Source organism: Mesorhizobium sp. P3_B5, from assembly GCF_056402815.1.
Genome location: NZ_JBFUGR010000002.1, coordinates 380664 through 406016 on the forward strand (window position 1 = coordinate 380664; position 25353 = coordinate 406016).

Below are 25353 nucleotides of genomic sequence, written 5' to 3' on the forward strand. Positions count from 1 at the left end.
GTCAACCATGGTTTTTGGACCATTGATCACGGCTGGCTGAGTGGCTATTGGCAGGAAGGGGATTTTCAGGAGAGTTTAGTGGGCAAAACTTACGGGTCACAGTCCATGGCCGGGGCGCTGCAGCGTGTGCTGATGCGTTCCGCCGCCAGCGCCATGCGTCACGCCAAGGCGCCGGAGTGGCACTATGGCCCGGGCTTTGACCCACACAAGGCAGCCGCCCAGCATGAGGTGTTGGCGAGGCTGGTCGCCTCATCCGGCGCCGAGATCGAATGGCTGACCGACGCCGATGACGGTCTTGCCGATTCCGTCTTCACCCACGATCCGTCCTTGATGACCGATCACGGCGCCATCATTCTGGCCATGGGCAAGGCCTTGCGCCGGCCCGAACCCGGCTTGCACGAGGCGGCCTACATCAGCATGGGCGTACCCATCCTCGGCCGCATCGATCCTCCCGGCCAGGTCGAGGGTGGCGATTGCGTCTGGGTGGATGCCAACACGCTGGCGGTCGGCCGCGGTGTGCGCACCAACCAGGACGGCATCCGGCAGCTCTCGGATCTGCTCTCGCCCAAAGGCATCGAGGTTTTCGGCTTCGACCTGCCGCTGTGGCACGGCGAGGAAGCCTGCCTGCATCTGATGTCGGTGATCAGCCCGCTCGCCGACGATCTGGCGCTGGTCTACGCTCCGCTTCTGCCGGCCGCCTTCTACCAGATGCTGAACGCGCGCGGCATTCGCCTGATCCAAGGCGACGCCGGCGAGTTCCATGCCTCCAACGGGCTCAGCCTCAATGTGCTGCCGACCGCGCCGCGCCAGGTGATCGCCGTTGCCGGCTTTCCCAAGACCGCGGCAGCCATGCAGGCCGCCGGCTGCACGGTCACGACTTTCGAGGCGGATGCGCTGTGCATCGCCTGCGAGGGCGGTCCAACCTGCCTCACGCGCCCGGTGCTCAGACAATGACGACAGTCGGCGAAGCGCTCATTTCCCTGCTCGAAGCCCATGGCGTCGACACCGTCTTCGGCATTCCCGGCGTGCACACGGTCGAGCTCTATCGCGGACTGGCGCGGTCGAACATCCGCCACGTCACGCCGCGCCACGAGCAGGGCGCCGGCTTCATGGCCGACGGCTATGCGCGGGCCAGCGGCAGGCCGGGCGTCGCCTTCGTCATCACCGGACCGGGGCTGACCAACACCATCACCGCCATGGGCCAGGCGCGCGCCGATTCGGTGCCGATGCTGGTGATCTCAGGCGTCAATGCGACGCCGACGCTGGGCAAGGGGTTCGGCCATCTGCACGAACTGCCCGACCAGCGCGGCATGATGGAGAAGGTGGCGCTGTTTTCGCAGCGGGTCACCGACGCCAGCGAACTGCCCGGCGCGCTCGCCCGCGCCTTCGCGCTGTTTTCGTCCGCGCGCCCCGGCCCGGTGCATATCGAGATCCCGACGGATGTCATGGTCAAGCCGGCCGACGGCCTCGTCGCGTTGCTGAGCAACGCAGCACCACCCACGCCGGATACCGCTGCCATCGCCGAGGCGGCAAAGCTTGTCGCGGCCGCGCGCCGCCCGCTGATCCTGGCAGGCGGTGGCGCCAGCCGGGCCGAAGCGCCGCTGCAACGCCTGGCCGAATTGCTCGGCGCGCCAGTCGTCCAGACGGCCAATGCCCGCGGTCTGTTGCATCGCCATCCATTGTGCGTGCCGGCCAGCCCCAGCCTGAAGGCGGTGCGGGCGCTGATGGCAGACGCCGATCTGGTGATCGCCGCCGGCACGGAATTCGGTCCGACCGACTATGATGGCTACAGCGATGGCGGCTTTGTGCTGCCGGCCAATTTGATCCGCATCGACATCGGCGCCGACCAGCTTGCCCGCCGGCCAGCGACGGTTTCGATCCAGGCCGATTGCAGCGCTGCTCTCGAAGCGCTGTTGGCCGAAATCGGCGCCGCCCCGGCAGTGTCCGGCGAGGGTCCGGCCCGCGCCGCGGCAACGCGGCAAGCGGCGTTTGCCGAGCTCAGCTCGACGCTGCAGGCGCAGACGCACGCCGTCGAGGCGATCCGCGATGCGTTGCCCGGCTCGATGATCGTCGGCGATTCGACCCAACCGGTCTACGCCGCCAATCTCTACTACGACCACGATCGCCCGGGCGGCTGGTTCAACGCCGCCACTGGTTTTGGCGCGCTCGGCTATGGCCCGCCGGCGGCGATCGGAGCCGCCCTTGCCATGCCGGGTGTGCCGGTCGTCTGTCTTACCGGCGACGGTGGTTTTCAGTTCACCTTGCCGGAACTCGGCGCGGCACTGGATGCGGCGGCGCCGGTGATCTTTGTCGTCTGGAACAATCGCGGCTACCGCGAGATCGAAACCTCGATGCTCGATGTCGGCGTCGAGCCGGTTGGCGTATCGCCGGCTCCGCCGGATTTCTGCAAGCTGGCCGAAGCCTATGGCATCGCCGCCGAGCGGCTTGCCGACATCGATGGACTGGCGGTCGCCCTCAAGCGCGCGCGGGCAACCGGAAAACCGCACGTCATCGAAATTACCGTGGATTGAGCCCTGTGACAGGGGATAGCGATGACCGGTCGGCGCGTTCGTTTTTCAGCGAGCCGACGCCGATCCGCGATCCGCTGACAATTCCGTATCTGGCCGCGCCGCGCTGGGTGGCGTCCTCACGCGCCTTGCCCTGGCCGTTGCGAAGGCGTGCCGCGAAGTTTTGCATGACCTACGCGCGAAAGCGCGACTGGCGTTCCCGTCATATCGCCGTCGACCATTCGCAATGGTGCTCCACCAGCAAGCCGACCGGCGGCCTCGGCCCGATATGGCAATATTGGGCGCAAGGCGCCGACGAGGCGCCACCGGTGATCAAGGCATGCCTGCGATCCGTGGAGCGTCACAAGGGCGACCGCGAACTCGTCGTGCTCGACGACAAGACTATTGAAAACCATGTCGACCTGCCAGGCCACATCTGGGACAAGCGCCGGCGCCAGTTGATGGGCAGTCAGCACTTTTCCAACTTCGTTCGCCTCAGCCTGCTTCACCGTCATGGCGGGACGTGGCTCGACGCCACGATCCTGTTGCGGCAGCCCGTTCCCGCCGAAATCGAGCGCGAGGATTTCTACATCCTGCGCGAAACCAATCGCCACGCCCGGCTTGTGGAAACCTGGTTCATTCACGCCCGCAAGGGACATCCGCTGGTCGAGACCGTGCTGCACGGCTTGGCGGATTACTGGAAGACGTACGACACGCTTCACCAATATTTCATGTTCCCGCACCATTTAGAGGCTTCGCTTCTCCTGCACCGTCAGCTTCGGCATGATTTCCTGCGCATGCCCCAGGTCAGCGCGGATCGACCACATGAGCTGCAATGGCTGCTCTTCGAGCCTTTCGATGAAGTCGCCCATCGCGCCGTCTTCGATCGTTTCTGGCTGCACAAGCTCACCCACTGGGCCGAGCGCCCGGAGACCAGCAAGCATCTGCTCTGGGACGCGATCGTCGCTGGTTGGCCGACGACTTGAAGCGATGCAAAGAAGCGACCCTGCCATGTCGATATTTCAGTTGAGCAATCATGCGAAAGGCGCGACCTTTGCCTCCGGCGCGGCATAAGCATAAAAAAATAACAGGAGCGGTCGAAGATGACGCAAACACTTGATGGCAAGCATATTGTGGTGACCGGCGGCACCGGGGCTCTCGGCGGCGCGGTTGTCGGCAAGCTGCTGGGTGAGGGCGCCATCTGCCATGTCCCCAATGCCCATGCCGCGGCGCCTTCGCACTTCCCCTTCGCGGCCGACGATCGCGTCCGGCTGGTGCACAATGTCGATCTCTCCGACCCCGCCAAGGTCGAGGCGTTTTACAGCCAGGTTCCAGGTCTGTGGGGATCCATCCATCTGGCCGGCGGCTTTGCGTCGGCACCTGTGGAAAAGATCGAGTCCGCTTCCTTTGCCGAGATGATGGATACCAATGCCCGCACCGCCTTCCTGTGCTGTCGCGCCGCGGTGCGCTCGATGCTGGCATCCGCCACGGCGGGCCGCATCGTCAACATCGCCGCGCGGGCTGCATTGGAGCCGCGCAAGGGCGCCGGCAGCGTCGCCTACGCAGCCAGCAAGGCGGCGGTCGCCGCGATGACGGTGGCGATGGCCGAGGAGCTGAAGCACAAGGGCATCCTGGTCAACGCTGTCGCGCCATCGACGCTCGACACGCCGGCCAACCGCGCCGACATGCCGGATGCCGATTTCACCAAATGGGTCAGCCTGGAAGCGGCCGCCGAGGCGATCGCCTATCTCGCCTCGCCGGCCAATCTGGCGATGAGCGGCACGCTGGTGCCGCTTTACGGCAGGGCTTGAACTCAAAAAAACAGTTCAAAGAAAAACCCCGCCGGATCGCTCCGGCGGGGTTTTTCATTTCGAATGACGACCGCGCGACGAGCGCGGCGTCGTTGTCTTTTAGCTGCCCTGCTTCTTCAGCGCGGCGCCCAGGATGTCGCCCAGCGAAGCGCCGGAGTCGGTCGAGCCGTACTGTGCGACTGCTTCCTTCTCTTCGGCGATTTCCAGCGCCTTGATCGAGACCTGCAGCTTGCGGGTCTTCTTGTCGAAGGCGATGACGCGAGCGTCCAGCTTCTGGCCGACCGAGAAGCGCTCGGGGCGCTGCTCGTCACGGTCACGGCTGAGGTCGTTGCGCTTGATGAAGGTCTCGATGCCGCTGTCGACCAGCCGCACTTCCAGACCGCCATCCTTGATGCCGGTGACTTCACAGGTGACGACCGCGTTCTTGCGCAGTTCGCCGGAAGTCGCCGCTTCGCCGACCGTATCCTTGGCCAGCTGCTTGATGCCGAGCGAGATGCGCTCCTTGTCGATGTCGACGTCGAGCACCTGCGCCTTGACCATGTCGCCGCGATTGTACTCTTCGATCACCTGCTCGCCCGGACGGGTCCAGTCGAGGTCGGAGAGATGGACCATGCCGTCCACGTCGCCTTCGAGGCCGATGAACAGGCCGAACTCGGTCTTGTTCTTGACCTCGCCCTCGACCTGGCTGCCGACCGGATGGCTCGAGGCGAAAGCCTGCCACGGATTCTCGAGCGTCTGCTTGAGGCCGAGCGAGATGCGGCGCTTGGCCGGATCGACCTCGAGCACCACCACGTCGACTTCCTGCGTCGTCGACAGGATCTTGCCGGGATGCACGTTCTTCTTGGTCCACGACATTTCCGAAACGTGGATGAGGCCTTCGATGCCTGGCTCCAGCTCGACGAACGCGCCGTAGTCGGTGATGTTGGTGACGGTACCCTTGATCTTCTTGCCGATCGGGAACTTGGTACCGATCTCGGACCACGGATCGCTCTCGAGCTGCTTCATGCCGAGCGAGATGCGGTGGGTTTCCTGGTTGATGCGGATGATCTGCACCTTGACCGTCTGACCGATGTTGAGGATCTCGGTCGGATGGTTGACGCGGCGCCATGCCATGTCGGTGACATGCAGCAGGCCGTCGATGCCGCCGAGGTCGACGAACGCACCGTAATCGGTGATGTTCTTGACGACGCCTTCGACAACCTGGCCTTCTTCGAGGTTCTGCACGATTTCCGAACGCTGTTCGGCGCGGCTTTCCTCGAGCACGGTGCGGCGCGACACCACGATGTTGCCGCGGCGGCGATCCATCTTGAGGATCTCGAAGGGCTGCGGGTTGTGCATGAGCGGCGAGACGTCGCGGATCGGGCGGATATCGACCTGGCTGCGCGGCAGGAAGGCCACGGCGCCGTCGAGGTCGACAGTGAAGCCGCCCTTGACCTGGTTGAAGATGACGCCTTCGACGCGCTCACCCTTGGTGAACTTCTCTTCGAGACGGACCCAGCTCTCTTCGCGGCGGGCCTTTTCACGGGAAAGCATCGCTTCGCCAAGCGCGTTCTCGATGCGCTCGACATAGACTTCGACCGTGTCGCCGACCTTGAGGGTGGTGTCCTTGCCCTTGACGCCGAATTCCTTCAGCGGCACGCGGCCTTCGACCTTCAGGCCGACATCGATGATCGCCATGTCTTTTTCAATGGCGGTGATGATGCCCTTGACGACCTGGCCTTCGCCGGAATGGCCGGCGGTAAATGATTCTTCGAGCAGGCTCGCGAAATCATCGCGAGTGGGATTTGCAGCTGACATAGTTTCTCCTGGAGTGCCCCGCATCTGTCGCGGGACGGGCGCCGTGGATTAGCGTTGCGTTAGCCTGCCGGCGTTCCGGGCAAAAAGCCCTTGGCCGCTTTCAAGCGGCAATTCCGGCGCATGAAGAATGCTGGCAGGCTGGTTCGTGCCCGATATGGGTATCTTTGTCGCCACCGGCAATCGGCAGCGCGTGGAAAACCCGGCTCAGGCTTTGTCTCTCTTGGCCAGAACGTCGTCGATGATCGCCATGGCTGCGAGAAACGCGGCTTCTATAGCCATTTCGCTGGTATCAAGCAAGTGCGCGTCGGCGGCGGGCTTCAGGGGCGAGTCGGCGCGGCCCATGTCGCGCTCGTCGCGGCGCACGATATCGGCGAGGATTTCGGTGAAACTGGCGGTGCCGCCGATGCTTTCGATCTCGGCCAGCCGCCGCTGTGCCCGCACTTCGGCGCTGGCCGTCACATAGAGCTTGATGTCGGCGTCGGGGCAGACGACGGTGCCGATGTCGCGCCCGTCGAGCACCGCGCCCGGTGGCGCTTTGGCGAACTCGCGCTGCTTTTCGACGAGGATGCGCCGCACCGTTGGAAACACCGCTACTTTCGAGGCCGCCTCGCCAACCGCATGCGCGGAAAGCACAGCGCGGTCGAGCTTTGCCATGTCGACCTGCCGCGCCGCGGTTTCGGCCGCCGAGACATTGTCCAGCGGCAAGGCGTGCTGCAGCAGCGCATAGGCCACCGCGCGATAGGTGAGGCCGGTGTCGAGCAGGTTCAGCCGATAGTGGTCAGCCAGCCGCCGGGCCAGCGTGCCTTTGCCGGCGCCGGCGGGTCCGTCGATGGCGATGGTGAAGGGCTTCATGCAAACCTTTTGGTGCAGCCGACGCAGACGTGATTGTTGTTAGCGGTATGCGTGGACTCTTGTCGATCTGCAAAATTACGGCTGCGCGGGTTCCGCAGTCTTTTTTCTGCGCCGGCGTTCCTTCAAAAAAGCGGCGAAAAGAGCGAATGAAACAACGGTGAAAAACAGGAGGACGATCGGATGCAGCTTGTGGCTCGGGCCATCATTTTCCAACCCGAGCAATCTTGTGGCCAAGATGATGGCGCTCGAAAAGAAAAGGAATCCCGTCAGCCAGACTCCTTTGAGCAGTTGGGCGCTGCTTCCTTCCCGCCACACCTTAAGGAGGGCCGCAAGGAGAGCTGCCCTAAAATCAGAGATGCCTAGGAATTCTACCGGCACGGAAGATGGGGCGGCGAATCTTTTGACGTGAGCAATCGCCTGGAAGCGGGCAATGCTGAGTGCCGTATTGCCTGCCAGGTAAATTATCGCAGCGAGCCCGGCCCAATGCGTGGCGAGGTGTCCGACGTACCAAAGGAGTCCGAGACCTCCCATTGGAATCGTGGTCAGAACCGCTGTCCAATATTCGCGGCAAAAACGCTTCCTTATGAACTCGTATTGCTCGGGCGTTATCTTGTAAGCGCCGGTTCCTCTGCGAAAAGAAACGATGACAAACCCATCATCAGTCTTGGATCCGTTGCGCATATCGCCCTAACGCGCAGCAGGCCGCGCAAACGCCCTGAACAAAGAAAATACGCATCCCAGCGCATGGCCAAAAAAATACACGCTGAGGATCGCATAACCGCCCATTACGAAAAATATCGCGTTTGAGGGCATCACGGCTTTGATTAGTGCAAGCACCCAGTCAAAATGCAGGCCGTATGTGCAGCCTATCGGCCCACATGAAAAACCCACACTTGGAATGGTAAGCCCGGCCCAAAATGCCGCGATCAAACCGAAGCGCGCGAATGAATAATTCCGTTCATTGATCATCCTGGCCACGGATATGGCCTTTGCAATGATCAAAACGACACCCCCGACGATCGCAAGAAAAATCGAGGCTAGGATATTCATGGCTCTCCCCAATGCTAACTCGACCTTGAAGGACCGGCCTTAAGGAACAATTGAGTTGATAGCCAAATTTGACGACAATCCTGAGTTTAGGAAATCTCCGCGCCCAGCCCCTTCATCAGCCCCATAAACTCCGGAAAACTGGTCGCGATCATCGCCTGGTCGTCGATGGTGACAGGCTTCTCCGTCGCCAGTCCCATCACCAAAAAACTCATGGCGATGCGGTGGTCGAGGTGGGTCTGGACGGTGGTGCCCGGTCCATTGGGGTGTTGGCCCAGCCCCTTGCCGCCCGGCTTCCCGCGCACGGCAAGTGTCGCCTCGCCTTCGGTGCAATCGACGCCGTTGAGCTTCAGCCCATTGGCCACCGCCGACAGCCGGTCGGATTCCTTGACCCGCAATTCCTCCAGTCCCTGCATCAGTGTCTCGCCCTCGGCGAAGCTGGCGGCAACCGCAAGCACCGGATATTCGTCGATCATCGTCGGCGCCCGCTCGGGCGGCACGGTGACGCCCTTCAGCTCGGAATAACGGACGCGCAGGTCGGCGACATCCTCGCCGCCTTCATTGCGTGGGTTGAGGATGTCGATCTTGCCGCCCATTTCCTGCAGCGTCAGCAAAAGTCCGGTGCGGGTCGGGTTCATCAGCACGTTTTCGATGGTGATATCCGAGCCTGGCACGATCAGTGCCGCTACCAGCGGGAAGCCGGCCGAGGAGGGATCGCCCGGCACCGCGATGGTCTGTCCCGTGAGCTTGCCCTGGCCTTCGATGAAGATGTGGCGCACGCCGCGCTCGTCGGTCTCGACCGACAGATTGGCGCCAAATCCCTTCAGCATCTTTTCGGTATGGTCGCGGGTCATCACCGGTTCGATCACGGTGGTGATGCCGGGCGTGTTCAGCCCGGCCAGCAGCACCGCCGACTTCACCTGCGCCGAGGCCATCGGCACGCGGTAGGTGATGGGTGCGGCGTGCTTGGGGCCGCGCAGCGTGATCGGCATGCGGTCGCCCGGTGTCGCTTTCAGCACCTGCACGCCCATTTGGCGCAGCGGCTCCAGCACGCGGCCCATCGGCCGGCCGGACAAAGAGGCGTCGCCAATGAAGGTGGTTTCCATGTCGTAGGTGCCGACCAGGCCCATGGTAAGGCGTGAGCCGGTGCCGGCATTGCCGAAATCGAGCGGGCCTTCCGGCTGCAACAGCGCGCCATTGCCGGTGCCGCGGATTACCCACTCAGTGCCATGCTTCTCGATATGGGCGCCCATCGCCTTCATGGCGGCACCCGTGCGCATCACATCCTCGCCCTCCAGCAGCCCGGTGATACGGGTTTCGCCGGAAGCGAGACCCCCGAACATGAAGGAGCGGTGCGAGATCGACTTGTCGCCGGGCACGCGAGCGGCACCCGAAAGGGCTGATGATTTGCGGGCGGTGGCCGGCTTTGGGGCGGCAGTGTGCGACATGGTCTTTCCCTGGATGAAAATGCCGGCAGCCGGCCGTTTTCTTTTGGTTTGCGCGGTCTCGTATCACGGCGGACCGAAATGGTCATCCCCTTGCGCGAACTCCCGCAAAGCCGGGATTTATGACGCTGGCTTTAGTCTTTGACAGCGCCGCAAACTGTGGTTATGGGGACCAAACTTTTATCGACGAGGCTTGCCGTGGCAAAAACCGAACTTGGCACCAAACGCATCGACCCCGAGACGGGTCGAAAATTCTATGACCTGAACAAGGACCCGATCGTCTCGCCCTATACCGGCAAGAGCTATCCGCGCTCCTATTTCGAGGAAGGCAAGATCGCCGCCATCGAAGAGGAAGAGGAAGTTGCCGAGAAGGAAGTCGACGCCGAGGAGGAAGAGGGCGTCGAGATCGTTCCGCTCGAAGAGGCGGACGACGACGTAAAGGCCGACGATCTTCCCGATCTTGGCGACGACGAGGATGAAGTGGACCTCGGTGACGACGAGGATGACACTTTCCTCGCCGACGAAGAGGAAGAAGACGACGATGTCGCCGACATGATCGGCGTTGGCGACGACGACGACGAAGTCTGATCCGCCTTCGGATGCAAGCACTTGCCTGCTTTCGCGGGCTGTGACGAAAAAGCGGCCCTCGAAGGCTTGATATTGACAGAAGGCGGGGTTAGAAGCCGCCTGCACTAACGGCGCGGTCTCAACCCGCGCCGGATCTCTTCGCCGGAAACGGCGCCGGCGGACTGCCGGAAGTGGGGCCATAGCTCAGTTGGGAGAGCGCTTGAATGGCATTCAAGAGGTCGTCGGTTCGATTCCGATTGGCTCCACCAGTCATCTTCCAGGCATTGATCTCGAATGCATGGATCATTCGCACATTGAACGCAGTGTTTCAGGCTTGCGGATTTCGAGGATACGAAGCCCGTGAAACTTCAGCACACCCTTGTCGCGCAATCTCGATAGCACGCGCGATACCGTTTCGATCGTAAGGCCGAGGTAGTCGCCGATATCCTGGCGGGACATAGGCAGTTCGATCTGGTCAAGATCTCCCTGTCGTGCGGCCATGTCGACCAGGAAAGCAGCGATGCGTTCGATCGCCGTCTGCCGGCCGACAACCAGCAAATGTTCCTGAGCCCGCACCATGCAACGAAGGGCCAGCGGCAGCAGTTCGCGCGATCTGTCCAGGCCGGCCACCGGGCGGAATGTCCGCAGTCCTGTCGTGACGATGGCCTCGGCAAAGAAATGGTGGGTAAGGTCGGCTTCAAAGCCGAACGTCTCTCCCGCCAGATGGAAGGCCGTGATCTGCCTGCGCCCATCGGCCAGCAGCCGGTAGATGCGGACCGCGCCGAACTCGATCTGGTAGTGGGAAGCGACCTTTTCGCCCTGTGCGTAGATCTCCGAGCCTGCGTGGAAGAACGAGAGCGGCGCCGGCCGGCCATCATTCGACACGTCCGGTCGCGGGACGAGGGCGGTCAGGATTTCGAAGGGCACCCGAGTGTCGACGATAGCGTTCATGGCTGTTCCCTTAATTTCGGCGGAATAGCCATCGCGCGGAATGCCGGTCTGCGAAATTGGGTTATGTCCTAAGGGATTCTACGTAGTCAGCGAGGTGGCTGGCTTAGTCAGCCAGGACGTGGCGGGCCGAAGAGGCCTGCACCATATCGATCAGATCGTTCCCCTCGACCGGTTTGGTCAGGACGGCGAACCCCTCGGTGCCGGTTGGATCAACGTCTTCGACGAGCAGGATCACCCGCCCGGCAAAACCGGCAAGCGGCTGGCGCCCGGTTGGGCTGAGCCGGATCGCACTTTCGTCGACGATGATGCAGGGCGCGGCGTTTGCCTCAGACGAAGCCTCGACTGTCGAAAGAGACGCATGCGATTCAACCGCGAAGCCTTCGACTTCGAGCGCGAACTCGAGCGAACGCCTGAGCCCCGCGTCTGGCGCCACGACTACGATGGTTTGGGCGGCGGGCAAGTATGACAGCTTCCGGATATGCCGGCGAGGTCATCCCGCCGATCGTCTCACAGCCAGCGGCAATACGGCGCCTCATGCCTTGCGCCAGATCAATCCTTGCAAAATTCAGATTGGGTGAAATTCAGGCTGGCCCGAAACCGGTGGCCAATGCCATCCGCACCAGTTGCGGCAGGCTCGTTGCCTGCATCTTGGCCATGACGTTGGCGCGGTGCACCTCGACAGTGCGTGGGCTGATGTTCAGATCGTAGGCAATCGACTTGTTGGGCAATCCGGCCACCACGCCCGAGAGAACCTGGCGTTCACGGTCGCTCAACCGCCCAAGTCTTGTCTGGATCGAAGCAACATCGTCGAGTTCCAGCGGCTGATCGACAAGTTGTTCGGCAGCACGCTGGATGGCTTCGATCAGGACAACGTCCTCGAACGGCTTCTCGATGAAATCCGTTGCGCCGGCCTTCATCGCCTCGACCGCCATCGGGACATCGCCGTGGCCAGTGATCACGACGGCCGGAAGCGACGCGTTTGCACTGACGAGATTTCGCAGGAGCTCCACCCCGGTCATGTCAGGCATGCGCAGATCCGTCACCAGAACGCCATTTCTGATGCTTGAAGCCGCAGCCAGAAAGTCGGTTGCGCTCTCATGCATCTTGACGGCGAAGCCGGACATGGTGAGCAGAAAAGCCAACGACTTCCTGACCGGTTCCTCGTCATCGACGATGTGAACGATATAGTCACCCGTCTCCATGCGCGTCCTCTTCCGTGAATGCGGGGAGTGTGAATCTGAACGTCGCGCCACCGGCATCGTTCCGGCTCACCATCATCGTGCCACCATGCGCCTCGACGATCCGCTTGGAGATCGACAGTCCAATTCCCATGCCTCCAGGCTTTGTCGTCACGAAGGGTTTGAAAAGCTGGGCGGAAATCTCCTCGGAAATCCCTGGCCCGGTGTCTTCGACGACGACGGCGATTTCGCCATTCTGCGCGGCATGGGTGCGCACGACAAGCTCGCGGCGCGCGCTGTCGTGCATGGCGTCCATCGCATTGCGCATCAGGTTCGTCAGCACCTGCTGGATCTGTATGCGGTCGACCAGCACGGTTGCTGGTCCGGGTGCGAAGTCGAACACCGTCCGCACCCCGCGCTCACGCGATCCCACCAGCGCCAGAGCTCCTGCCTCTTCCACCAGGCCGCGAATGTTCTCCGGCGCTTTCTCGGTGGCGCCCTTGGTGACGAATTCGCGAAGATGGCGGATGATCTGCCCCGCACGCAACGACTGCCGCGCGGTTTCTTCCAGGGCAGCCCGCATCTTGGTCGCCACGGCGTCGTCCATGTCGCGCAGCAGGCGGGCGCAGCCTTGAACGTAATTGGCGATCGCCGAAAGCGGTTGGTTCAGCTCGTGAGCGAGCGTCGAGGCCATTTCGCCAAGCTCGTTGAGGCGCGCCAGCCTCGCCAGTTCGCCCTGGACTTCATGCAGGCGTGCCGCCGATTCCTCACGCTCGGTAAGGTCCCGGATGAAGCCGGTAAAATAGGTCTTGTCGCCCGACTTCATCTCGCCGACCGCCAATTTCATCGGAAACGTCGAGCCGTCCTTGCGTCGTCCGACAACAACGCGATCGATGCCGATGATGCGTTTTTCCCCGGTGGTCAGGTATCTGTGCATATAGCCATCATGCTCGTGGCGATAAGGCTCCGGCATCAGCAGGCGCACATTCTCTCCGACCACCTCCGCTTCGGCATAGCCGAACTGCCGAACTGCGGCGGCATTGAATGAAACGATCGTGCCGTCCTTTTCGATGACGACGGTCGCGTCGGTCACCGTATCGAGAATGGAGCGAAGATGGGCCTCGCGGCCCCCCAGCGCGCTTTCGGCCCGGTCGATTGCCTTGCTGGCGTGGTGCAGCATTTCGCCCATCCAGGCGATTGCCAGGCCGACAGCGGCGAAGACGACGAATTCAACCGGATTGTGGGCGAGATCGGACTGAAGATTGTCCAGCCAGAACGCTCCGCCTAACGAAAGCGCCACGGACAACAGTCCAGGCCAGATGCCGCCGGCGATCGATGCGACGAGGATAGCCGGCGTGAAGAGGGTAAAAGTCGCCCGGTCTTCGAGCAGTCCTTCCAGCAGAAGCCGGACAAGGACAGCGGCTGCGACGATGAAAATCGCCAGCAAATAGCCATTGCGTCCTTCGAAACGGCGAGACAGCACCGCTTGCAGGAGGCGTCCTTTGATACCAGTAATGTCCCGCGCTGGCATGAAATTCGTTACCGCTGAGCTGAAGGATGCTGCCAAGCTCAGCCAAACTAACTGAACGCTTGTCACTTAGGGCATTTTTTCCGTTCGTCCCGAACAGAATGAAAAGAAACGCAGACTGGAGCCGGCCAGAGCTCCTCACGGGCGCCGGATCGCCGCGTCATTTCAAGATATTTCGTATGCCGGTTTGCGCCAGCGCAAATCGCAACGCCATCCCGCACAGTACAAGGCCGCAACGGTAAATGCCGTGATGAACCCAGGAAAGGACTATCCCATGAAACTGCCCCTGATCGCCGCGGCCATCGCATTGTTGGCTTTGGCCGGCGCGGCAAGCGCTGAAGAACACGTCGTCCAGATGCTCAACAAGGGCGACAAGGGTTCGATGGTCTTCCAGCCCGCCTACATCAAAGCGGTGCCCGGCGACACGATCAAGTTCGTGYCCACCGACAAGTCCCACAATGCCGAGACCATCAAGGGAATGCTGCCGGATGGCGCTGAAGCCTTCAAGGGAAAGGCAAGCGAGGAGATCACCGTGACCATGACCCAGGAAGGCGTTTATGGCGTGAAATGCGCCCCGCACTACGGCATGGGCATGGTGGCGCTGATCGTCGTCGGCAAGCCTGTGAACCTCGATGCGGCACAAGCCGTCAAACAGACCGGCAAGGCCAAAACGGTGTTCGCGGAGCTGTTCGGCGAGGCGACCAAGGCTGCCTCCAACTGACATCTCGATGATGGATACCCTCCGGTTGGCGACAGTCGGAGGGAAACGGCCGGACGGACCAGCCGGGGAGGTCCAGTCCGGCCTATTTCATATGGAGCGCTCCGAAACACGATCCGCCCCACTCCCGCAGCTCCACAAGTCGCATTGAAATGAATTGCGGTTTGCGCCAGCGCAAAGACGGCTCCCCCAAGCAGGCTATTCTCCGGTCATCAAATGGTCGACGCACAAGGAGATTGAAATGCTTACGCGACGTGAAGCTCTGTTGGGATCTGTCCTTACCGCCGCCGCGGTGGCGACGCTCGGCGCAATGCCGGCTGTGGCCAGCGCCAAGGACGTGGCCGGACTGCCGCGCGAAAAGATAACCCTCGTCGCGCCACCCTTCGTCCACGCGCACGACCAGGTGGCCAAGGACGGCCCGAAAGTCGTCGAGTTCACGATGACGATTGAGGAAAAGCCCGTCGTCATCGACGCTGATGGAACGCAGCTCAACGCGATGACCTACAACGGCTCGATCCCCGGTCCCTTGATGGTTGTCCATGAAGGCGACTATCTCGAGCTCACCCTCATCAATCCCGACACCAATACGCTTGCGCACAACATCGACTTCCACGCTGCCACAGGCGCGCTCGGCGGCGGAGCACTGACACTGGTCAACCCCGGCGAGCAGGTAACGCTGCGCTTCAAGGCAACGCGCACCGGAACGTTCGTCTATCACTGCGCCCCCGGCGGACCGATGATCCCGTGGCACGTCGTGTCGGGCATGAGCGGTGCGGTGATGGTGCTGCCGCGTGACGGCCTGCGCGACGACAAGGGCAAGCCTATCCGCTACGACCGCATCTACTATATCGGCGAAAACGACTTCTATGTCCCCCGCGACGAGCAGGGGAAATTCAAGAAATACGAAACGGCCGGCGACAACTATGACGACACCGTCAAGGTGATGCGCGGCTTGATCCCCACCCACGTCGTCTTCAATGGCAAGGCCGGATCGCTGACCGGCGAGAACGCCATGAAGGCCAAGGTCGGCGAGGCTGTCCTGATCGTCCATTCGCAAGCCAATCGCGATACGCGACCGCATCTGATCGGAGGCCATGGCGACTATGTCTGGGAACAGGGCAAGTTCGCCAACCCTCCGGCAAAGGACCTGGAAACCTGGTTCATTCGCGGCGGCTCGGCCGGCTCGGCCCTCTATACGTTCCTGCAGCCGGGCGTCTACGCCTATGTGAACCACAATCTGATCGAGGCCGTGGAACTCGGCGCGACTGCACATTTTACGGTCGATGGAACCTGGAATGACGACCTGATGACACAGGTCGAAGCCCCGAGGGCCATAGCGACGCAGTGACGAGGGTCTGATCCTGAACATCGACGCGACCTTGCGCCCTCTGCGCAAGGTCGCGTGCGCTCCCGGACGAAATGCCATGTCTTTCAACCCTCTCATAGCCCTCGGTAGTATCGCGGCAGCCGCGCTCATCGTCACGGGCGCGACCAGTGCCGTTGGCCGGTTCTCCGCGGCCGGCCGGCTGGTTGCGAGCCCTGAACTTGTCACCCTCGCGCCCGGATCGTTCGACCATGCTCAGCCGGGTGAATTCCTTGCGAAGGACCATCCTGTCGCGGCGCCGCGGGTCCTGGCGACGGTCGGTTCGCCGCTGAAAATCATGAAATACCAGGTGACTGCAGCCGAATACGGACGGTGCGTGACATCAGGCAGTTGCAAGGCATCGGATACTCCGGGCAGTGGCAATTTTCCGGTCACCGGCGTGAGCCATATCGACGCCGAAGCCTATGCGGCCTGGCTGTCGGCCCAGACGGGCGCGACATGGCGGCTGCCGACCGACACCGAATGGGCCTATGCCGCCGGCGAACGGTTCCGCGGTGACATCGAGGGCGGCGCCGACGACCCCAACAACCCGGCGCTGCGCTGGCTCGCCCAGTATCGCACCGAGGCTTCGCTCGGACGGAAATCCGATCCCGAGCCAAGGTTTCAAGGGTCCTTTGGCATCAACTCAAAAGGGTTGGCGGACGTTGCGGGCAATGTCTGGGAATGGACATCGACCTGCTACGTCCATGCGACGATAGCCGCCGACGGCACCAGCATTGTGAGTTCAGTCGACAATTGCGGTGTGCACGTCGTGGAAGGCTTCCACCGCACCTACATGTCGAACTTCATCCGCGACGGGAAAAGTGGCGGTTGCGCGGTCGGCACGCCGCCCGACAATCTGGGTTTCCGCCTTGTCCGCGAACGCCTCAACGTCCTAAGGGCTGCCTTGCGGCGACTGGGATTTTCCTGACCCGAAAGGATCGACATGAGCTCATCTGCCATCGGAAAGCCGCGACCGGCTGCCGAGCAGCCTCTGGCCGATCCGGGCGTTGACAGGGCGAGCATTGGCGCGCTGGTCCGCGCGTTCTATTCCAGGCTGCGGCAAAACCAACGGCTCGGGCCGATTTTTGCGCGCGAGATCACCGGCGACTGGGAACCGCATCTTGAGAAAATGACCGACTTCTGGTGTTCCGTCATTCTCAAAACCGGCGACTATCACGGACGCCCGGTGCCTGCGCATCTGAAACTGAAAGATGTGACCGAGGCCGATTTCGACATCTGGCTGGACCTGTTCGGCGAAACCGCGGCGACGCACTTCGAGCCGCAAACGGCTGCGGTATTTGTCGACCGTGCCGAACGCATCGCGAAAAGCCTGAAGCTCGCAATGTTCTTTCGCCTTCCGCTTGCCGGTTCACCGGTGGGCAACGACGCGGCAGCCAAGGGCGGCTGAGCCGGAGCGCTCCCGTCGGGCCGGCCGCCCGAAGGCGGCCCTCTCTTTTCCGGGTGCAGTCGGCTTCGTTTTTGCGCCAGATCAAATTACCTGCCGCGCAGCCATGCGACACCCGATGGACGATTTCGCCCTGACGGGCATCTGAGGTGGCCGCATATGCTCGCTCAACTGACATCCGGCGAACGCCAACTTTCCATCGTAGCGCTGATCCTGATGACCATGGTCGGGCTTGCCATGGCGGCGGCCGGTCGCGGCGATCCGATCGGCGTGCATGGCTTCATCGTCGTTGTGGCATGCCTTGCGATGCTCTTTGTCATGCTTTCGGCGCTCTACGCCCCCGAACCCTCCGCCGAACGCCTGGATCACTATTATGACGACCCGAGCAAGGTCGGCGTTATCCTCACCATGATCTGGGCCATGGTCGGCATGTTCTTCGGCGTCTGGGTGGCGAGCCTGCTGGCCTGGCCCGATCTGACCTTCGATGCGGCCTGGGCAAGTTTTGGCCGCTTGCGGCCGGTTCATACCAGCGGCGTAATCTTCGGCTTCGGCGGCAATGCGCTGATCGCCACATCTTTCCATGTGCTGCAGCGGACCTCGCGCGCCCGGCTGCCCGACCAGTTCAGCCCCTGGTTCGTCCTGCTCGGCTACAATTTGTTCTGTATCCTGGCCGCGACCGGCTATTTCATGGGCGTCACGCAGTCGAAGGAATATGCGGAACCGGAATGGTACGCCGATATCTGGCTGGTCATCGTCTGGGTGGTATATTTCGCGATCTACATTCGCACGCTGGCTCGCCGCAAGGAGCCGCACATCTATGTCGCCAACTGGTACTACATGGCCTTCATCCTGGTCGTGGCGATCCTCCATATCGTCAACAATCTGGCCGTCCCGGTGTCGTTCGGCCATGCCAAAAGCTATTCGGCCTTTTCCGGCGTCCAGGACGCGATGACCCAGTGGTGGTACGGCCACAACGCCGTCGCGTTCTTCCTCACCTCCGGCTTCCTCGGGATGATGTACTACTACCTGCCCAAGCGGGCCGGTCGGCCGATCTATTCCTACCGGCTGTCGATCATCAGCTTCTGGGGCATCACCTTCATGTATATGTGGGCCGGGTCACACCACCTGCATTACACCGCCCTGCCCGAATGGGTGCAAACGCTGGGCATGACGTTTTCGCTGGTGCTGCTGGTGCCGTCATGGGCTTCTGCAGGAAACGCGCTCGCGACGCTGAACGGCGCCTGGCACAAGGTGCGCGACGACGCCACGCTGCGTTTCATGATGGCGGCGGCGGTGTTCTACGGCCTGACCACCTTTGAAGGATCGTTCATGGCGATCCGTCCGGTCAACGCGCTTTCCCACTACACCGACTGGACCGTTGGCCACGTCCATGCCGGTGCCCTCGGCTGGGTGGCGCTGATCACCTTCGGCTCGATCTACTGTCTGGTGCCGGCATTGTGGAAGCGCGAGCGGATGTATTCGGCCAGGCTGGTCGAGGCGCACTTCTGGTTGGCGATCTCGGGAACGGTCATCTACGTCTTCGCGATGTGGAATTCCGGCATCCTGCAAGGCTTGATGTGGCGGACCTACAACGAGAACGGAACGCTCACCTATTCCTTCATTGAATCCATGGTGGCGATGCATCCCTATTACATCGCGCGCGCCTTTGGCGGGCTGCTGTTCCTGCTCGGCGCCATCACCGGCTCCTACAACATCTGGATGACGATCCGCGGCCATTCGCAAGCCGCGCTGCAACCGGGCGATGACACGCCGCAGCGCCATCTGGCGCCTGTCGCCCAGCCGGCGGAGTAAGAGGATCATGCGCGAATTTCACCGCAAAATCGAACGCAGCGCCATCGGCTTCGTCCTTGCCATCGTCGTGGTCTCCAGCATCGGCGGCTTCGTGGAGATCGCCCCGCTGTTCACCATCGACAACACGGTCGAGAACGCACCGGACATGCGGGTCTACACCCCGCTGGAGCAGGCCGGGCGCAACATCTACATGCGCGAAGGCTGCTACGCCTGCCATTCGCAAATGATCCGGACATTGCGCGACGAAGTCGAACGCTACGGCCCTTATTCGCTCGCCGTCGAATCGAAATACGATCATCCGATGTTGTGGGGATCAAAGCGCACAGGCCCGGATCTGGCCCGCATCGGCGGCAAATATTCCGACACCTGGCAGGTCGCCCATTTGATCAACCCGCGAACCGTGGTTCCGGAATCGATCATGCCCAAATTTGGCTGGCTGCGCGACAACCCGCTGCGCATCGACGACCTCGGCGAGCATCTTGCCGCGCTCAGGGACGTCGGCGTTCCCTACACCGACGACATGATCGCCAACGCGACCCAGGATGCGCTCGGCCAGACTGCGCCGGACGGGGATTTCGCCGCCGGCGTTACCAAGCGCTATGGAGAAGCAACGCAGGTCAGGGCCTTTGACGGCAATCCGGCGACCGTTACCGAAATGGATGCGCTGGTCGCCTATCTGCAGATCCTTGGCCACCTGACCGGCGCCGCCCAGGCGGAAACTGTCGTCCAGCCGGAGGACAGCGAATGAGCTGGGAACACGAAGCTGTCGTCGCCTTCTCCAAAAGCTGGGGTCTTTTCTATCTGATTGCGATGGCCGTAGGCGTCCTCGTCTACACGTTCTGGCCGTCGAACAAGAAGCGGTTCGAAAGGGCGAAGGACAGCATTCTCGACGGAGATGACAAGCCATGGAAATAGGCGAGCGCGATCCCGTCACGGGACAGGTCACGACCGGCCATGAGTGGAATGGCATCAAGGAACTCTACACGCCGATTCCGCGCATCGTGTTCTTCTTCCTGGCCACCACCATCCTTTTTGCCGTGTGCTACTGGGTTCTCATGCCGGCCTGGCCATTGGGCAAGACCTACACCAAGGGCCTGCTTGGAATTGACCAGAAGACCAGCGTCGAACGCCTGGTAAAGGATGCGACGCTGGAGCGTTCCGCCTGGACCCAAAAGATCGATCAAATGGATTTTGCGGCCATTCAGGCCGATCCGTCGATGATGACGATCGTCGAAGAAACCGGCCACACGCTGTTTGGCGACAATTGTGCGGCCTGCCATGGCACCAAAGCCACGGGCGGTCCGGGTTTCCCCAACCTCACCGCCGGCATCTGGCTCTGGGGCGGCGATCCCAAGACAATCTTTGAAACGCTGCGGGTGGGCATCAACTCGACCCATCCCGACACGCGGACCTCGCAGATGTTGGCCTTTGGCCGCGATGGGGTGATCGAGAGCAAGCAACTGGCTGACGTTGTCGCCTACGTGCGGTCTCTCGGCGGCACCACCGATGGCCGCGACGCCGACCCGCAAAGCATTGCCGCCGGACAGGACGTGTTCAAACAGAACTGCATCGCTTGTCATGGCGACGATGCCAAGGGCAAGCGCGACGTCGGTGCGCCTGACCTGACCGACAGCAACTGGATCTATGGCGGCGACCTCCAGTCCGTCACCGCGACAGTCTATGGCGGTCGGCAAGGTTATATGCCTCATTGGGAACAGCGCCTCTCCGCGACCCAGCGCAAGATACTTGCCCTCTATGTGCTTTCGCTCCGGAAGGTGCCTCAGTGACCCTGGATCCTGCCTTGCCGCCGAGGTCGCGATCGCGTTCGCGAACGGTCGCGCTCGTCCTGGTGACGGTGGGTCTGGTGCTGGTCGCCGCCGCCAATGTCCATCTGGTCTACGTGTCCTTCGCGTCGCAAGCCGACTGCGTGCCGCATCTGAAGGAACCCGGCGACCCCGCGAAGAACAGCTACGCTGCGGCCAGTTCGTCGTGCTGACGCTCAAGCTGCGCGACCCGGCGAAACGACAGGAAGGATCATGGGAATGAGTGATCTCCATCTGGCCACCGACGAAGTATTCGCCCGCATCGCATCGCGCAACCGCGGTCTCCCGGCCAGCTCCGCTTTCGGCTGGCTGCGCGCCGGCTGGCGCGACCTGATGGCGACGCCTGCGCCCAGTCTCGCCTATGGGCTGGCGGTATTTGCCGTGTCCGCGCTGATTGTCGGCGGACTTTTCCTGTTTCGCCTCGACTACATCCTGTTTCCCGCCACCGCGGCCTTCATGGTGGTCGGCCCGCTGATAGCGGTCGGCCTCTATGAAAAAAGCCGGTCGTTGGAACAGGGCAGAACCATCTCGCTTGCCAGGATGATCTTCGTGCGACCGGCATCCGGCGCCCAGATTCTCTTCGTCGGCTTCATCATGCTCGGCCTGGCGCTGCTGTGGATGCGTGCCGCGGTCATCATCTATGCCCTGTTCTTCGGCTGGCGGCCGTTTCCTGGTCTCGACCATCTTGCTCCGATGCTTTTTACCACCACCATCGGCTGGGCAATGTTGGCTGTCGGTACGGTGGTTGGCGGGGTGTTCGCCGCATTCTCCTTCGCCATCAGCGCCTTTTCGGTTCCCATGCTGCTTGACCGGCGAACGGATGCGTTTACCGCGATGGGCACCAGCATTTCGCTGGTCTGGAACAATCGGCCGGTGATGATCACCTGGGGTGCGATCGTGCTGCTGCTGACCCTTCTTGGGCTCGGCACCGGGCTGGTGGGATTGATCATCACCTTTCCCCTGCTCGGCCATGCCACCTGGCACGCCTACAGGACGATTTCACTTGAGCCGGGGGCGAAGGAGTAGCGGGCATGAGCTGCTGCGCACCCGGGGCCGAGGCCGCCCTGGAGATCGGTCAGGCGAGCCGGGTTTCCAGTCCGCGCGAAGAGCTTGTCCTGGTTAGCCGCGACCTCGGTGATGGCCTTTACCAGGCCGATCTGTCGGTGCCCGAAATTCATTGTGCTTCCTGCATGGCCACCGTCGAACGCACTCTGTCTGCCTTGCCCGGCGTCGAATATGCCCGGGCCAATCTTTCGATGAAACGGACCATCGTGAAATGGCGCCCGGTTGCCGACGCTGCCCCTGATCTCATTGGCGCACTAGGGGCTGCGGGGTACGCGTCACATGTCTTCACTGCGGAAACCGACCAGCACAGCTCGGAATATTCCCGGCTCATCAAGGCGCTCGCGGTCGCCGGCTTCTGCGCCATGAACATCATGCTGTTGTCGGTTTCGGTCTGGTCCGGGGCCGAAGGCGGAACCCGTCAGGCATTCCACTGGATTTCCGCTGGGCTCGCCTTGCCGGCAATCGTCTATTCGGGACGGATATTCTTTTTCTCGGCATGGGCTGCCTTGCGAAACGGCCGGACAAACATGGATGTGCCGATTTCCATCGGCGTGTTGATGGCGTTCGGGCTCAGCCTTTACGATACGTTTCATGGCGGGCCGCATGCCTATTTCGACGCCGCGACATCGCTTTTGTTCTTTCTGCTCATCGGCCGCACGCTCGACCATGTGATGCGGGAAAAGGCGCGGTCCGCCGTAGCAGGGCTTGCGAGCCTCGCGCCCAGGGGAGCGATCGTGGTGGATGCCGACGGCCGGCGCTATGTCCCGATTGCCGAGATCAGGCCGGGAACCTCCATCCTCATTGCCGCCGGCGACAGGGTCCCTGTCGACGGGATCGTCATGGCGGGCGCTTCGGAGCTCGATTGTTCGGTCGTCACCGGAGAAACGGCGCCCAGGCCCGCCATTGCGGGAACCCTGGTCCAGGCCGGGCTGCTCAATCTGACGGGGCCGCTGACGATAACAGCCGCAGCCGAGGCAAAGGATTCATTTCTGGCGGAAATGATCAGAATGATGGAAGCCGCCGAGGGCGGCAGGGCGCACTATCGAAGACTGGCGGATCGTGCCTCGGCGCTCTATTCGCCGGTCGTGCATGCCATCGCGCTGCTGTCGTTTTTGGGCTGGCTGTCCTTCACCAGGGATTGGCACGCATCGGTTTCGATCGCCATCGCGGTTCTGATCATAACCTGCCCCTGCGCGCTCGGCCTTGCCGTTCCGATCGTGCAGGTCGTCGCCGCCCGCCGGCTTTTCGAAAAAGGCGTGATGGTCCGGGGTGGCTCTGCTCTCGAGCGCCTTGCCGAAGTCGACACTGTGCTGTTCGACAAGACCGGCACGCTGACGCTCGGCCGGCCTCATCTCGTCAACAAGGCCGATGTTGATCCCGCTGCGCTGGCGCTTGCGGCCAGAATGGCGTCGGGCTCGAGGCATCCGATGTCCGTCGCAATTCTGGCTGCCGCGTCTCGCGGCTCGGTTGGGACGACCTCGATGAACAACCTCGCCGAACACCCCGGCCGAGGCCTCGAAGCCAGGATGGGAACCACAATCTACCGCTTGGGGCGACCGGACTGGGCGCTCGGCCGCAAAATGCTGGAAGGCGCGGACGGCTGGTTTTCGGTGTCGCTACTGGTCCGGAAAGGGCGGCAGCTGGCGCGGCTGGTGTTTGAAGACACTGTGCGAAGCGGGGCGCGGTCGACGATCGATCGATTGCGCCAGCAAGGCCTCAGTGTCGGCATCCTGTCCGGTGACCGCAGATCTGCCGTGGCCGATCTGGCTTCCAAGCTCGGCATCGATGATTTCGCAGCGGAAATGCTTCCATCCGACAAGGTTGAGCGGATCGCGGCTCTCACCACCACCCACTCCAGAGTGTTGATGGTAGGAGACGGGCTGAACGACGCGCCGGCTCTCGCGGCCGCGCACGTCTCCATGGCTCCCGCGACGGCCGCCGATGTCGGCCGCAATGCAGCCGACTTCGTGTTTCTGAAGGAAAGCCTCGCGAGTGTCGCCGACGCCTACGAGATTTCGCGCAATGCCGGAAAACTGATCCGGCAGAACTTCGCTTTGGCAGTCGGCTACAATGCCATTGCGGTGCCTTTCGCCGTCTGCGGCTATGTCACGCCGCTCGTGGCGGCGGTCGCGATGTCGCTCTCGTCGGTTTTGGTGGTGGCCAATGCCATGCGTCTGGGTTCCCGCATGCGTTTCAGACGCAGGGCGCCTGGCCGGCTTTCCGCCCAGACATTGAATGCGGCGACATGAGCTATCTGGCTTTCCTTGTGCCTGTCGCAATCCTGCTCGGCCTGCTGGGCCTGGCGGCATTCATGTGGACATTGCGAAATGAGCAGTACGAGGATTTGGACGGGGCCGCGGCGCGTATCCTGATGGACGACGACCAGGACGAGCCTAAGTAGCCGCCTTCAAAACGAGAACCTGTCACAGGAAGTCGCTACTCACCTGATTTGAATCTCCGGCCTCCGCACAAGCGATGCAGGGATCACGCCGCGGCAACGCCGCCCGGCATTTGCGCCCAAAGCTCGCTCTGGCGCTGTCGCCGGCCAGCCTGGCCGGCGGCCCCACCCTCAACACCGCGCGGCCGCCTTCCGTCGCCGATGCGGCCGTGAGAATGTGCTGTTACGATCCATCGCGGGCTCTGAGGCTTAGGCCAGGCTAGCCCCGCTGGGAGGTAGACCATGACAAAAGGGCGTGACGTTTCGTTTGTGGCCCTTGCCGCACTTTCCGCAATGTTGGGGTTAGCCGGCAATTTGGATGCCGAGGATGCACCTCCGACAATCGTTACCCTCGGCGACAGCTACATCAACAGCTATGGAGTAGCAGCCCCTGAGACCTTTGCGACCAGGTTAAAGTCTGGGCTGAACGCTGCCGGGCACCCAGTGACAATTGTCGAGGTGGGGTACATGGCGACCAGCAAGCGGGGTCTCGCCTGGCTGGTGGAATCCAAGGACGGCCTTGACCTGCAGGCCAACCCTGCAAACCACGTTGTCATCGTTGAATTGGGTCAGAACGATTGCGCTCGTATCGACCTGGATCACACGCGAGCGAACCTCGACCAGATTCTGAGTATCCTTGCCCAGAAGCGCGTTCCAGTGCTTGTGGTTGGAACCGCGGCTTATAGCTATTGCTCGTCTATCCTCTCTGCTGGGCACGGGGCCGACTATGCCGAGCCATTTTCAAAGATGTTCTCCGAGCTAGCGACCAAGCATGGAGACTTGCTCTACGCCGACTTCAAGGAGGGCGTGACTGGGCATCCAGAGTTGCTGCAAGCGGATAACGACCACCCAAATGCAGCGGGTGATGCGATCATCGTTGGAAACATGCTCCCTATGGTTGAGGCGCTGCTCGCGCAGGTGCAACCGCGTTGAACACCCGTCTGAAGAACGAACGGCGTCTATGCAAGCTGGGCCGTGTTCTCAGTAGCGAATTGGCAGGCGTGACCAAGCCCCGAAGAAAGGCTCTTTTGTCCACATCATGAA

27 protein-coding genes and 1 tRNA gene are annotated in these 25353 nt (G+C 62.1%); 19 read left to right on the forward strand and 9 right to left on the reverse strand.

Translation table 11 applies throughout. The annotated features are described in order from the left end of the window. Positions 1-105: 105 nt before the first annotated feature. The 4 genes from AC1DVW_RS06800 (at position 106) to AC1DVW_RS06815 (ending at position 4318) form a co-directional block, all read left to right on the forward strand. Positions 106-954, forward strand: a complete 849-nt coding sequence (locus tag AC1DVW_RS06800; RefSeq protein WP_477241864.1) for a dimethylarginine dimethylaminohydrolase family protein — start codon at positions 106-108, stop codon at positions 952-954. After that, positions 951-2531 carry a 5-guanidino-2-oxopentanoate decarboxylase gene (locus AC1DVW_RS06805; RefSeq protein WP_477322014.1) on the forward strand — a complete coding sequence of 527 codons (1581 nt, stop codon included), beginning with the start codon at positions 951-953 and terminating at the stop codon, positions 2529-2531. Before AC1DVW_RS06800 ends, AC1DVW_RS06805 begins: the two co-directional genes overlap by 4 nt. Positions 2532-2695: 164 nt before the next feature. After that, positions 2696-3493: a capsular polysaccharide synthesis protein gene (locus AC1DVW_RS06810; protein ID WP_477241088.1), complete on the forward strand. Its 798-nt coding sequence runs from the start codon at positions 2696-2698 to the stop codon at positions 3491-3493. Between the two features lie 117 nt (positions 3494-3610). Continuing rightward, positions 3611-4318 (forward strand): SDR family NAD(P)-dependent oxidoreductase, encoded by a 708-nt coding sequence (locus tag AC1DVW_RS06815; RefSeq protein ID WP_477241090.1) that lies wholly within the window; start codon positions 3611-3613, stop codon positions 4316-4318. Between the two features lie 99 nt (positions 4319-4417). On the opposite strand, the gene rpsA is transcribed toward AC1DVW_RS06815, so the two are convergent. The 5 genes from rpsA to aroA form a co-directional block, all read right to left on the reverse strand. Further along, complete coding sequence (gene rpsA, locus AC1DVW_RS06820) at positions 4418-6115, reverse strand: 30S ribosomal protein S1 (protein WP_127259581.1); 1698 nt, start codon at positions 6113-6115, stop codon at positions 4418-4420. 204 nt (positions 6116-6319) lie between these two features. Beyond that, complete coding sequence (gene cmk, locus AC1DVW_RS06825; RefSeq protein ID WP_477241094.1) at positions 6320-6967, reverse strand: (d)CMP kinase; 648 nt, start codon at positions 6965-6967, stop codon at positions 6320-6322. 75 nt (positions 6968-7042) lie between these two features. Beyond that, on the reverse strand, positions 7043-7648 hold the full coding sequence (locus AC1DVW_RS06830; RefSeq protein ID WP_477241096.1) for a hypothetical protein: 606 nt from the start codon (positions 7646-7648) through the stop codon (positions 7043-7045). A 6-nt stretch (positions 7649-7654) separates the two neighbouring features. Next, a complete protein-coding gene (locus AC1DVW_RS06835) occupies positions 7655-8017 on the reverse strand; it encodes a hypothetical protein (protein WP_477241098.1) in 363 nt (120 codons plus the stop codon). 86 nt (positions 8018-8103) lie between these two features. After that, the gene (gene aroA, locus AC1DVW_RS06840; protein ID WP_477322016.1) at positions 8104-9462 is read right to left on the reverse strand and encodes a 3-phosphoshikimate 1-carboxyvinyltransferase; all 1359 of its coding nucleotides are present in this window, start codon (positions 9460-9462) and stop codon (positions 8104-8106) included. Between the two features lie 195 nt (positions 9463-9657). On the opposite strand from aroA, the gene AC1DVW_RS06845 reads away from it, so the two are divergent. Further along, a complete protein-coding gene (locus AC1DVW_RS06845; RefSeq protein ID WP_477275775.1) occupies positions 9658-10047 on the forward strand; it encodes a TIGR02300 family protein in 390 nt (129 codons plus the stop codon). A gap of 172 nt (positions 10048-10219) precedes the next feature. After that, positions 10220-10295: transfer RNA gene (locus tag AC1DVW_RS06850), tRNA-Ala, on the forward strand. Between the two features lie 34 nt (positions 10296-10329). Here the strand turns inward: AC1DVW_RS06850 and AC1DVW_RS06855 are convergent. The 4 genes from AC1DVW_RS06855 to AC1DVW_RS06870 form a co-directional block, all read right to left on the reverse strand. Continuing rightward, on the reverse strand, positions 10330-10977 hold the full coding sequence (locus AC1DVW_RS06855; protein ID WP_477322018.1) for a helix-turn-helix domain-containing protein: 648 nt from the start codon (positions 10975-10977) through the stop codon (positions 10330-10332). Positions 10978-11080: 103 nt separating this feature from the next. Continuing rightward, positions 11081-11437: a response regulator gene (locus AC1DVW_RS06860; protein WP_477322020.1), complete on the reverse strand. Its 357-nt coding sequence runs from the start codon at positions 11435-11437 to the stop codon at positions 11081-11083. Positions 11438-11558: 121 nt separating this feature from the next. Then, positions 11559-12179 carry a response regulator FixJ gene (fixJ, locus tag AC1DVW_RS06865; RefSeq protein WP_477322022.1) on the reverse strand — a complete coding sequence of 207 codons (621 nt, stop codon included), beginning with the start codon at positions 12177-12179 and terminating at the stop codon, positions 11559-11561. Then, the gene (locus AC1DVW_RS06870; RefSeq protein WP_477322024.1) at positions 12166-13686 is read right to left on the reverse strand and encodes a PAS domain S-box protein; all 1521 of its coding nucleotides are present in this window, start codon (positions 13684-13686) and stop codon (positions 12166-12168) included. Before AC1DVW_RS06870 ends, fixJ begins: the two co-directional genes overlap by 14 nt. A gap of 271 nt (positions 13687-13957) precedes the next feature. Between AC1DVW_RS06870 and AC1DVW_RS06875 the strand changes: the two genes are divergently transcribed. The 13 genes from AC1DVW_RS06875 to AC1DVW_RS06935 all read left to right on the forward strand — a co-directional run bounded on the left by AC1DVW_RS06875 (position 13958) and on the right by AC1DVW_RS06935 (position 25242). Beyond that, a complete protein-coding gene (locus tag AC1DVW_RS06875; protein ID WP_477322026.1) occupies positions 13958-14404 on the forward strand; it encodes a pseudoazurin in 447 nt (148 codons plus the stop codon). Between the two features lie 238 nt (positions 14405-14642). After that, positions 14643-15749, forward strand: coding sequence for a copper-containing nitrite reductase (nirK, locus tag AC1DVW_RS06880; RefSeq protein ID WP_477322027.1), 1107 nt, complete (start codon positions 14643-14645; stop codon positions 15747-15749). A 76-nt stretch (positions 15750-15825) separates the two neighbouring features. Further along, on the forward strand, positions 15826-16695 hold the full coding sequence (locus AC1DVW_RS06885; protein WP_477322029.1) for an SUMF1/EgtB/PvdO family nonheme iron enzyme: 870 nt from the start codon (positions 15826-15828) through the stop codon (positions 16693-16695). Between the two features lie 15 nt (positions 16696-16710). Next, the gene (locus tag AC1DVW_RS06890) at positions 16711-17175 is read left to right on the forward strand and encodes a group III truncated hemoglobin (RefSeq protein WP_477322031.1); all 465 of its coding nucleotides are present in this window, start codon (positions 16711-16713) and stop codon (positions 17173-17175) included. 156 nt (positions 17176-17331) lie between these two features. Continuing rightward, a complete protein-coding gene (gene ccoN / locus AC1DVW_RS06895; protein ID WP_477322033.1) occupies positions 17332-18984 on the forward strand; it encodes a cytochrome-c oxidase, cbb3-type subunit I in 1653 nt (550 codons plus the stop codon). 7 nt (positions 18985-18991) lie between these two features. Then, positions 18992-19732, forward strand: a complete 741-nt coding sequence (ccoO, locus tag AC1DVW_RS06900) for a cytochrome-c oxidase, cbb3-type subunit II (RefSeq protein ID WP_477241120.1) — start codon at positions 18992-18994, stop codon at positions 19730-19732. Next, on the forward strand, positions 19729-19899 hold the full coding sequence (locus AC1DVW_RS06905; protein WP_379092680.1) for a cbb3-type cytochrome c oxidase subunit 3: 171 nt from the start codon (positions 19729-19731) through the stop codon (positions 19897-19899). The genes ccoO and AC1DVW_RS06905 overlap by 4 nt, the downstream gene beginning before the upstream one ends. Further along, complete coding sequence (gene ccoP / locus AC1DVW_RS06910) at positions 19890-20771, forward strand: cytochrome-c oxidase, cbb3-type subunit III (protein ID WP_477241122.1); 882 nt, start codon at positions 19890-19892, stop codon at positions 20769-20771. The genes AC1DVW_RS06905 and ccoP overlap by 10 nt, the downstream gene beginning before the upstream one ends. Next, the gene (locus AC1DVW_RS06915; protein ID WP_477241125.1) at positions 20768-20980 is read left to right on the forward strand and encodes a hypothetical protein; all 213 of its coding nucleotides are present in this window, start codon (positions 20768-20770) and stop codon (positions 20978-20980) included. Before ccoP ends, AC1DVW_RS06915 begins: the two co-directional genes overlap by 4 nt. Before the next feature lie 46 nt (positions 20981-21026). Beyond that, a complete protein-coding gene (locus AC1DVW_RS06920; RefSeq protein WP_477241127.1) occupies positions 21027-21833 on the forward strand; it encodes a DUF2189 domain-containing protein in 807 nt (268 codons plus the stop codon). A gap of 5 nt (positions 21834-21838) precedes the next feature. After that, entirely contained in the window at positions 21839-24121 is a 2283-nt protein-coding gene (locus AC1DVW_RS06925) for a cation-translocating P-type ATPase (RefSeq protein WP_477322035.1), read from the forward strand. Continuing rightward, positions 24118-24273: a cbb3-type cytochrome oxidase assembly protein CcoS gene (gene ccoS, locus AC1DVW_RS06930; protein ID WP_184874502.1), complete on the forward strand. Its 156-nt coding sequence runs from the start codon at positions 24118-24120 to the stop codon at positions 24271-24273. Before AC1DVW_RS06925 ends, ccoS begins: the two co-directional genes overlap by 4 nt. 279 nt (positions 24274-24552) lie before the next feature. Then, entirely contained in the window at positions 24553-25242 is a 690-nt protein-coding gene (locus AC1DVW_RS06935; protein ID WP_477322037.1) for a GDSL-type esterase/lipase family protein, read from the forward strand. Positions 25243-25353: the final 111 nt, after the last annotated feature.

Excerpts from the sequence above, each read along its gene's own strand:
- AC1DVW_RS06800 (WP_477241864.1), top strand. The coding sequence starts at position 106 with ATGGCCGGGGCGCTGCAGCGTGTGCTGATGCGTTCCGCCGCCAGCGCC.
- AC1DVW_RS06805 (WP_477322014.1), top strand. The coding sequence starts at position 951 with ATGACGACAGTCGGCGAAGCGCTCATTTCCCTGCTCGAAGCCCATGGC.
- AC1DVW_RS06810 (WP_477241088.1), top strand. The coding sequence starts at position 2,696 with ATGACCTACGCGCGAAAGCGCGACTGGCGTTCCCGTCATATCGCCGTC.
- AC1DVW_RS06815 (WP_477241090.1), top strand. The coding sequence starts at position 3,611 with ATGACGCAAACACTTGATGGCAAGCATATTGTGGTGACCGGCGGCACC.
- rpsA (WP_127259581.1), bottom strand. The coding sequence starts at position 6,115 with ATGTCAGCTGCAAATCCCACTCGCGATGATTTCGCGAGCCTGCTCGAA.
- cmk (WP_477241094.1), bottom strand. The coding sequence starts at position 6,967 with ATGAAGCCCTTCACCATCGCCATCGACGGACCCGCCGGCGCCGGCAAA.
- AC1DVW_RS06830 (WP_477241096.1), bottom strand. The coding sequence starts at position 7,648 with ATGCGCAACGGATCCAAGACTGATGATGGGTTTGTCATCGTTTCTTTT.
- AC1DVW_RS06835 (WP_477241098.1), bottom strand. The coding sequence starts at position 8,017 with ATGAATATCCTAGCCTCGATTTTTCTTGCGATCGTCGGGGGTGTCGTT.
- aroA (WP_477322016.1), bottom strand. The coding sequence starts at position 9,462 with ATGTCGCACACTGCCGCCCCAAAGCCGGCCACCGCCCGCAAATCATCA.
- AC1DVW_RS06855 (WP_477322018.1), bottom strand. The coding sequence starts at position 10,977 with ATGAACGCTATCGTCGACACTCGGGTGCCCTTCGAAATCCTGACCGCC.
- fixJ (WP_477322022.1), bottom strand. The coding sequence starts at position 12,179 with ATGGAGACGGGTGACTATATCGTTCACATCGTCGATGACGAGGAACCG.
- AC1DVW_RS06870 (WP_477322024.1), bottom strand. The coding sequence starts at position 13,686 with ATGCCAGCGCGGGACATTACTGGTATCAAAGGACGCCTCCTGCAAGCG.
- nirK (WP_477322027.1), top strand. The coding sequence starts at position 14,643 with ATGCTTACGCGACGTGAAGCTCTGTTGGGATCTGTCCTTACCGCCGCC.
- AC1DVW_RS06885 (WP_477322029.1), top strand. The coding sequence starts at position 15,826 with ATGTCTTTCAACCCTCTCATAGCCCTCGGTAGTATCGCGGCAGCCGCG.
- AC1DVW_RS06890 (WP_477322031.1), top strand. The coding sequence starts at position 16,711 with ATGAGCTCATCTGCCATCGGAAAGCCGCGACCGGCTGCCGAGCAGCCT.
- ccoN (WP_477322033.1), top strand. The coding sequence starts at position 17,332 with ATGCTCGCTCAACTGACATCCGGCGAACGCCAACTTTCCATCGTAGCG.
- ccoO (WP_477241120.1), top strand. The coding sequence starts at position 18,992 with ATGCGCGAATTTCACCGCAAAATCGAACGCAGCGCCATCGGCTTCGTC.
- AC1DVW_RS06905 (WP_379092680.1), top strand. The coding sequence starts at position 19,729 with ATGAGCTGGGAACACGAAGCTGTCGTCGCCTTCTCCAAAAGCTGGGGT.
- ccoP (WP_477241122.1), top strand. The coding sequence starts at position 19,890 with ATGGAAATAGGCGAGCGCGATCCCGTCACGGGACAGGTCACGACCGGC.
- AC1DVW_RS06920 (WP_477241127.1), top strand. The coding sequence starts at position 21,027 with ATGAGTGATCTCCATCTGGCCACCGACGAAGTATTCGCCCGCATCGCA.
- AC1DVW_RS06925 (WP_477322035.1), top strand. The coding sequence starts at position 21,839 with ATGAGCTGCTGCGCACCCGGGGCCGAGGCCGCCCTGGAGATCGGTCAG.
- ccoS (WP_184874502.1), top strand. The coding sequence starts at position 24,118 with ATGAGCTATCTGGCTTTCCTTGTGCCTGTCGCAATCCTGCTCGGCCTG.
- AC1DVW_RS06935 (WP_477322037.1), top strand. The coding sequence starts at position 24,553 with ATGACAAAAGGGCGTGACGTTTCGTTTGTGGCCCTTGCCGCACTTTCC.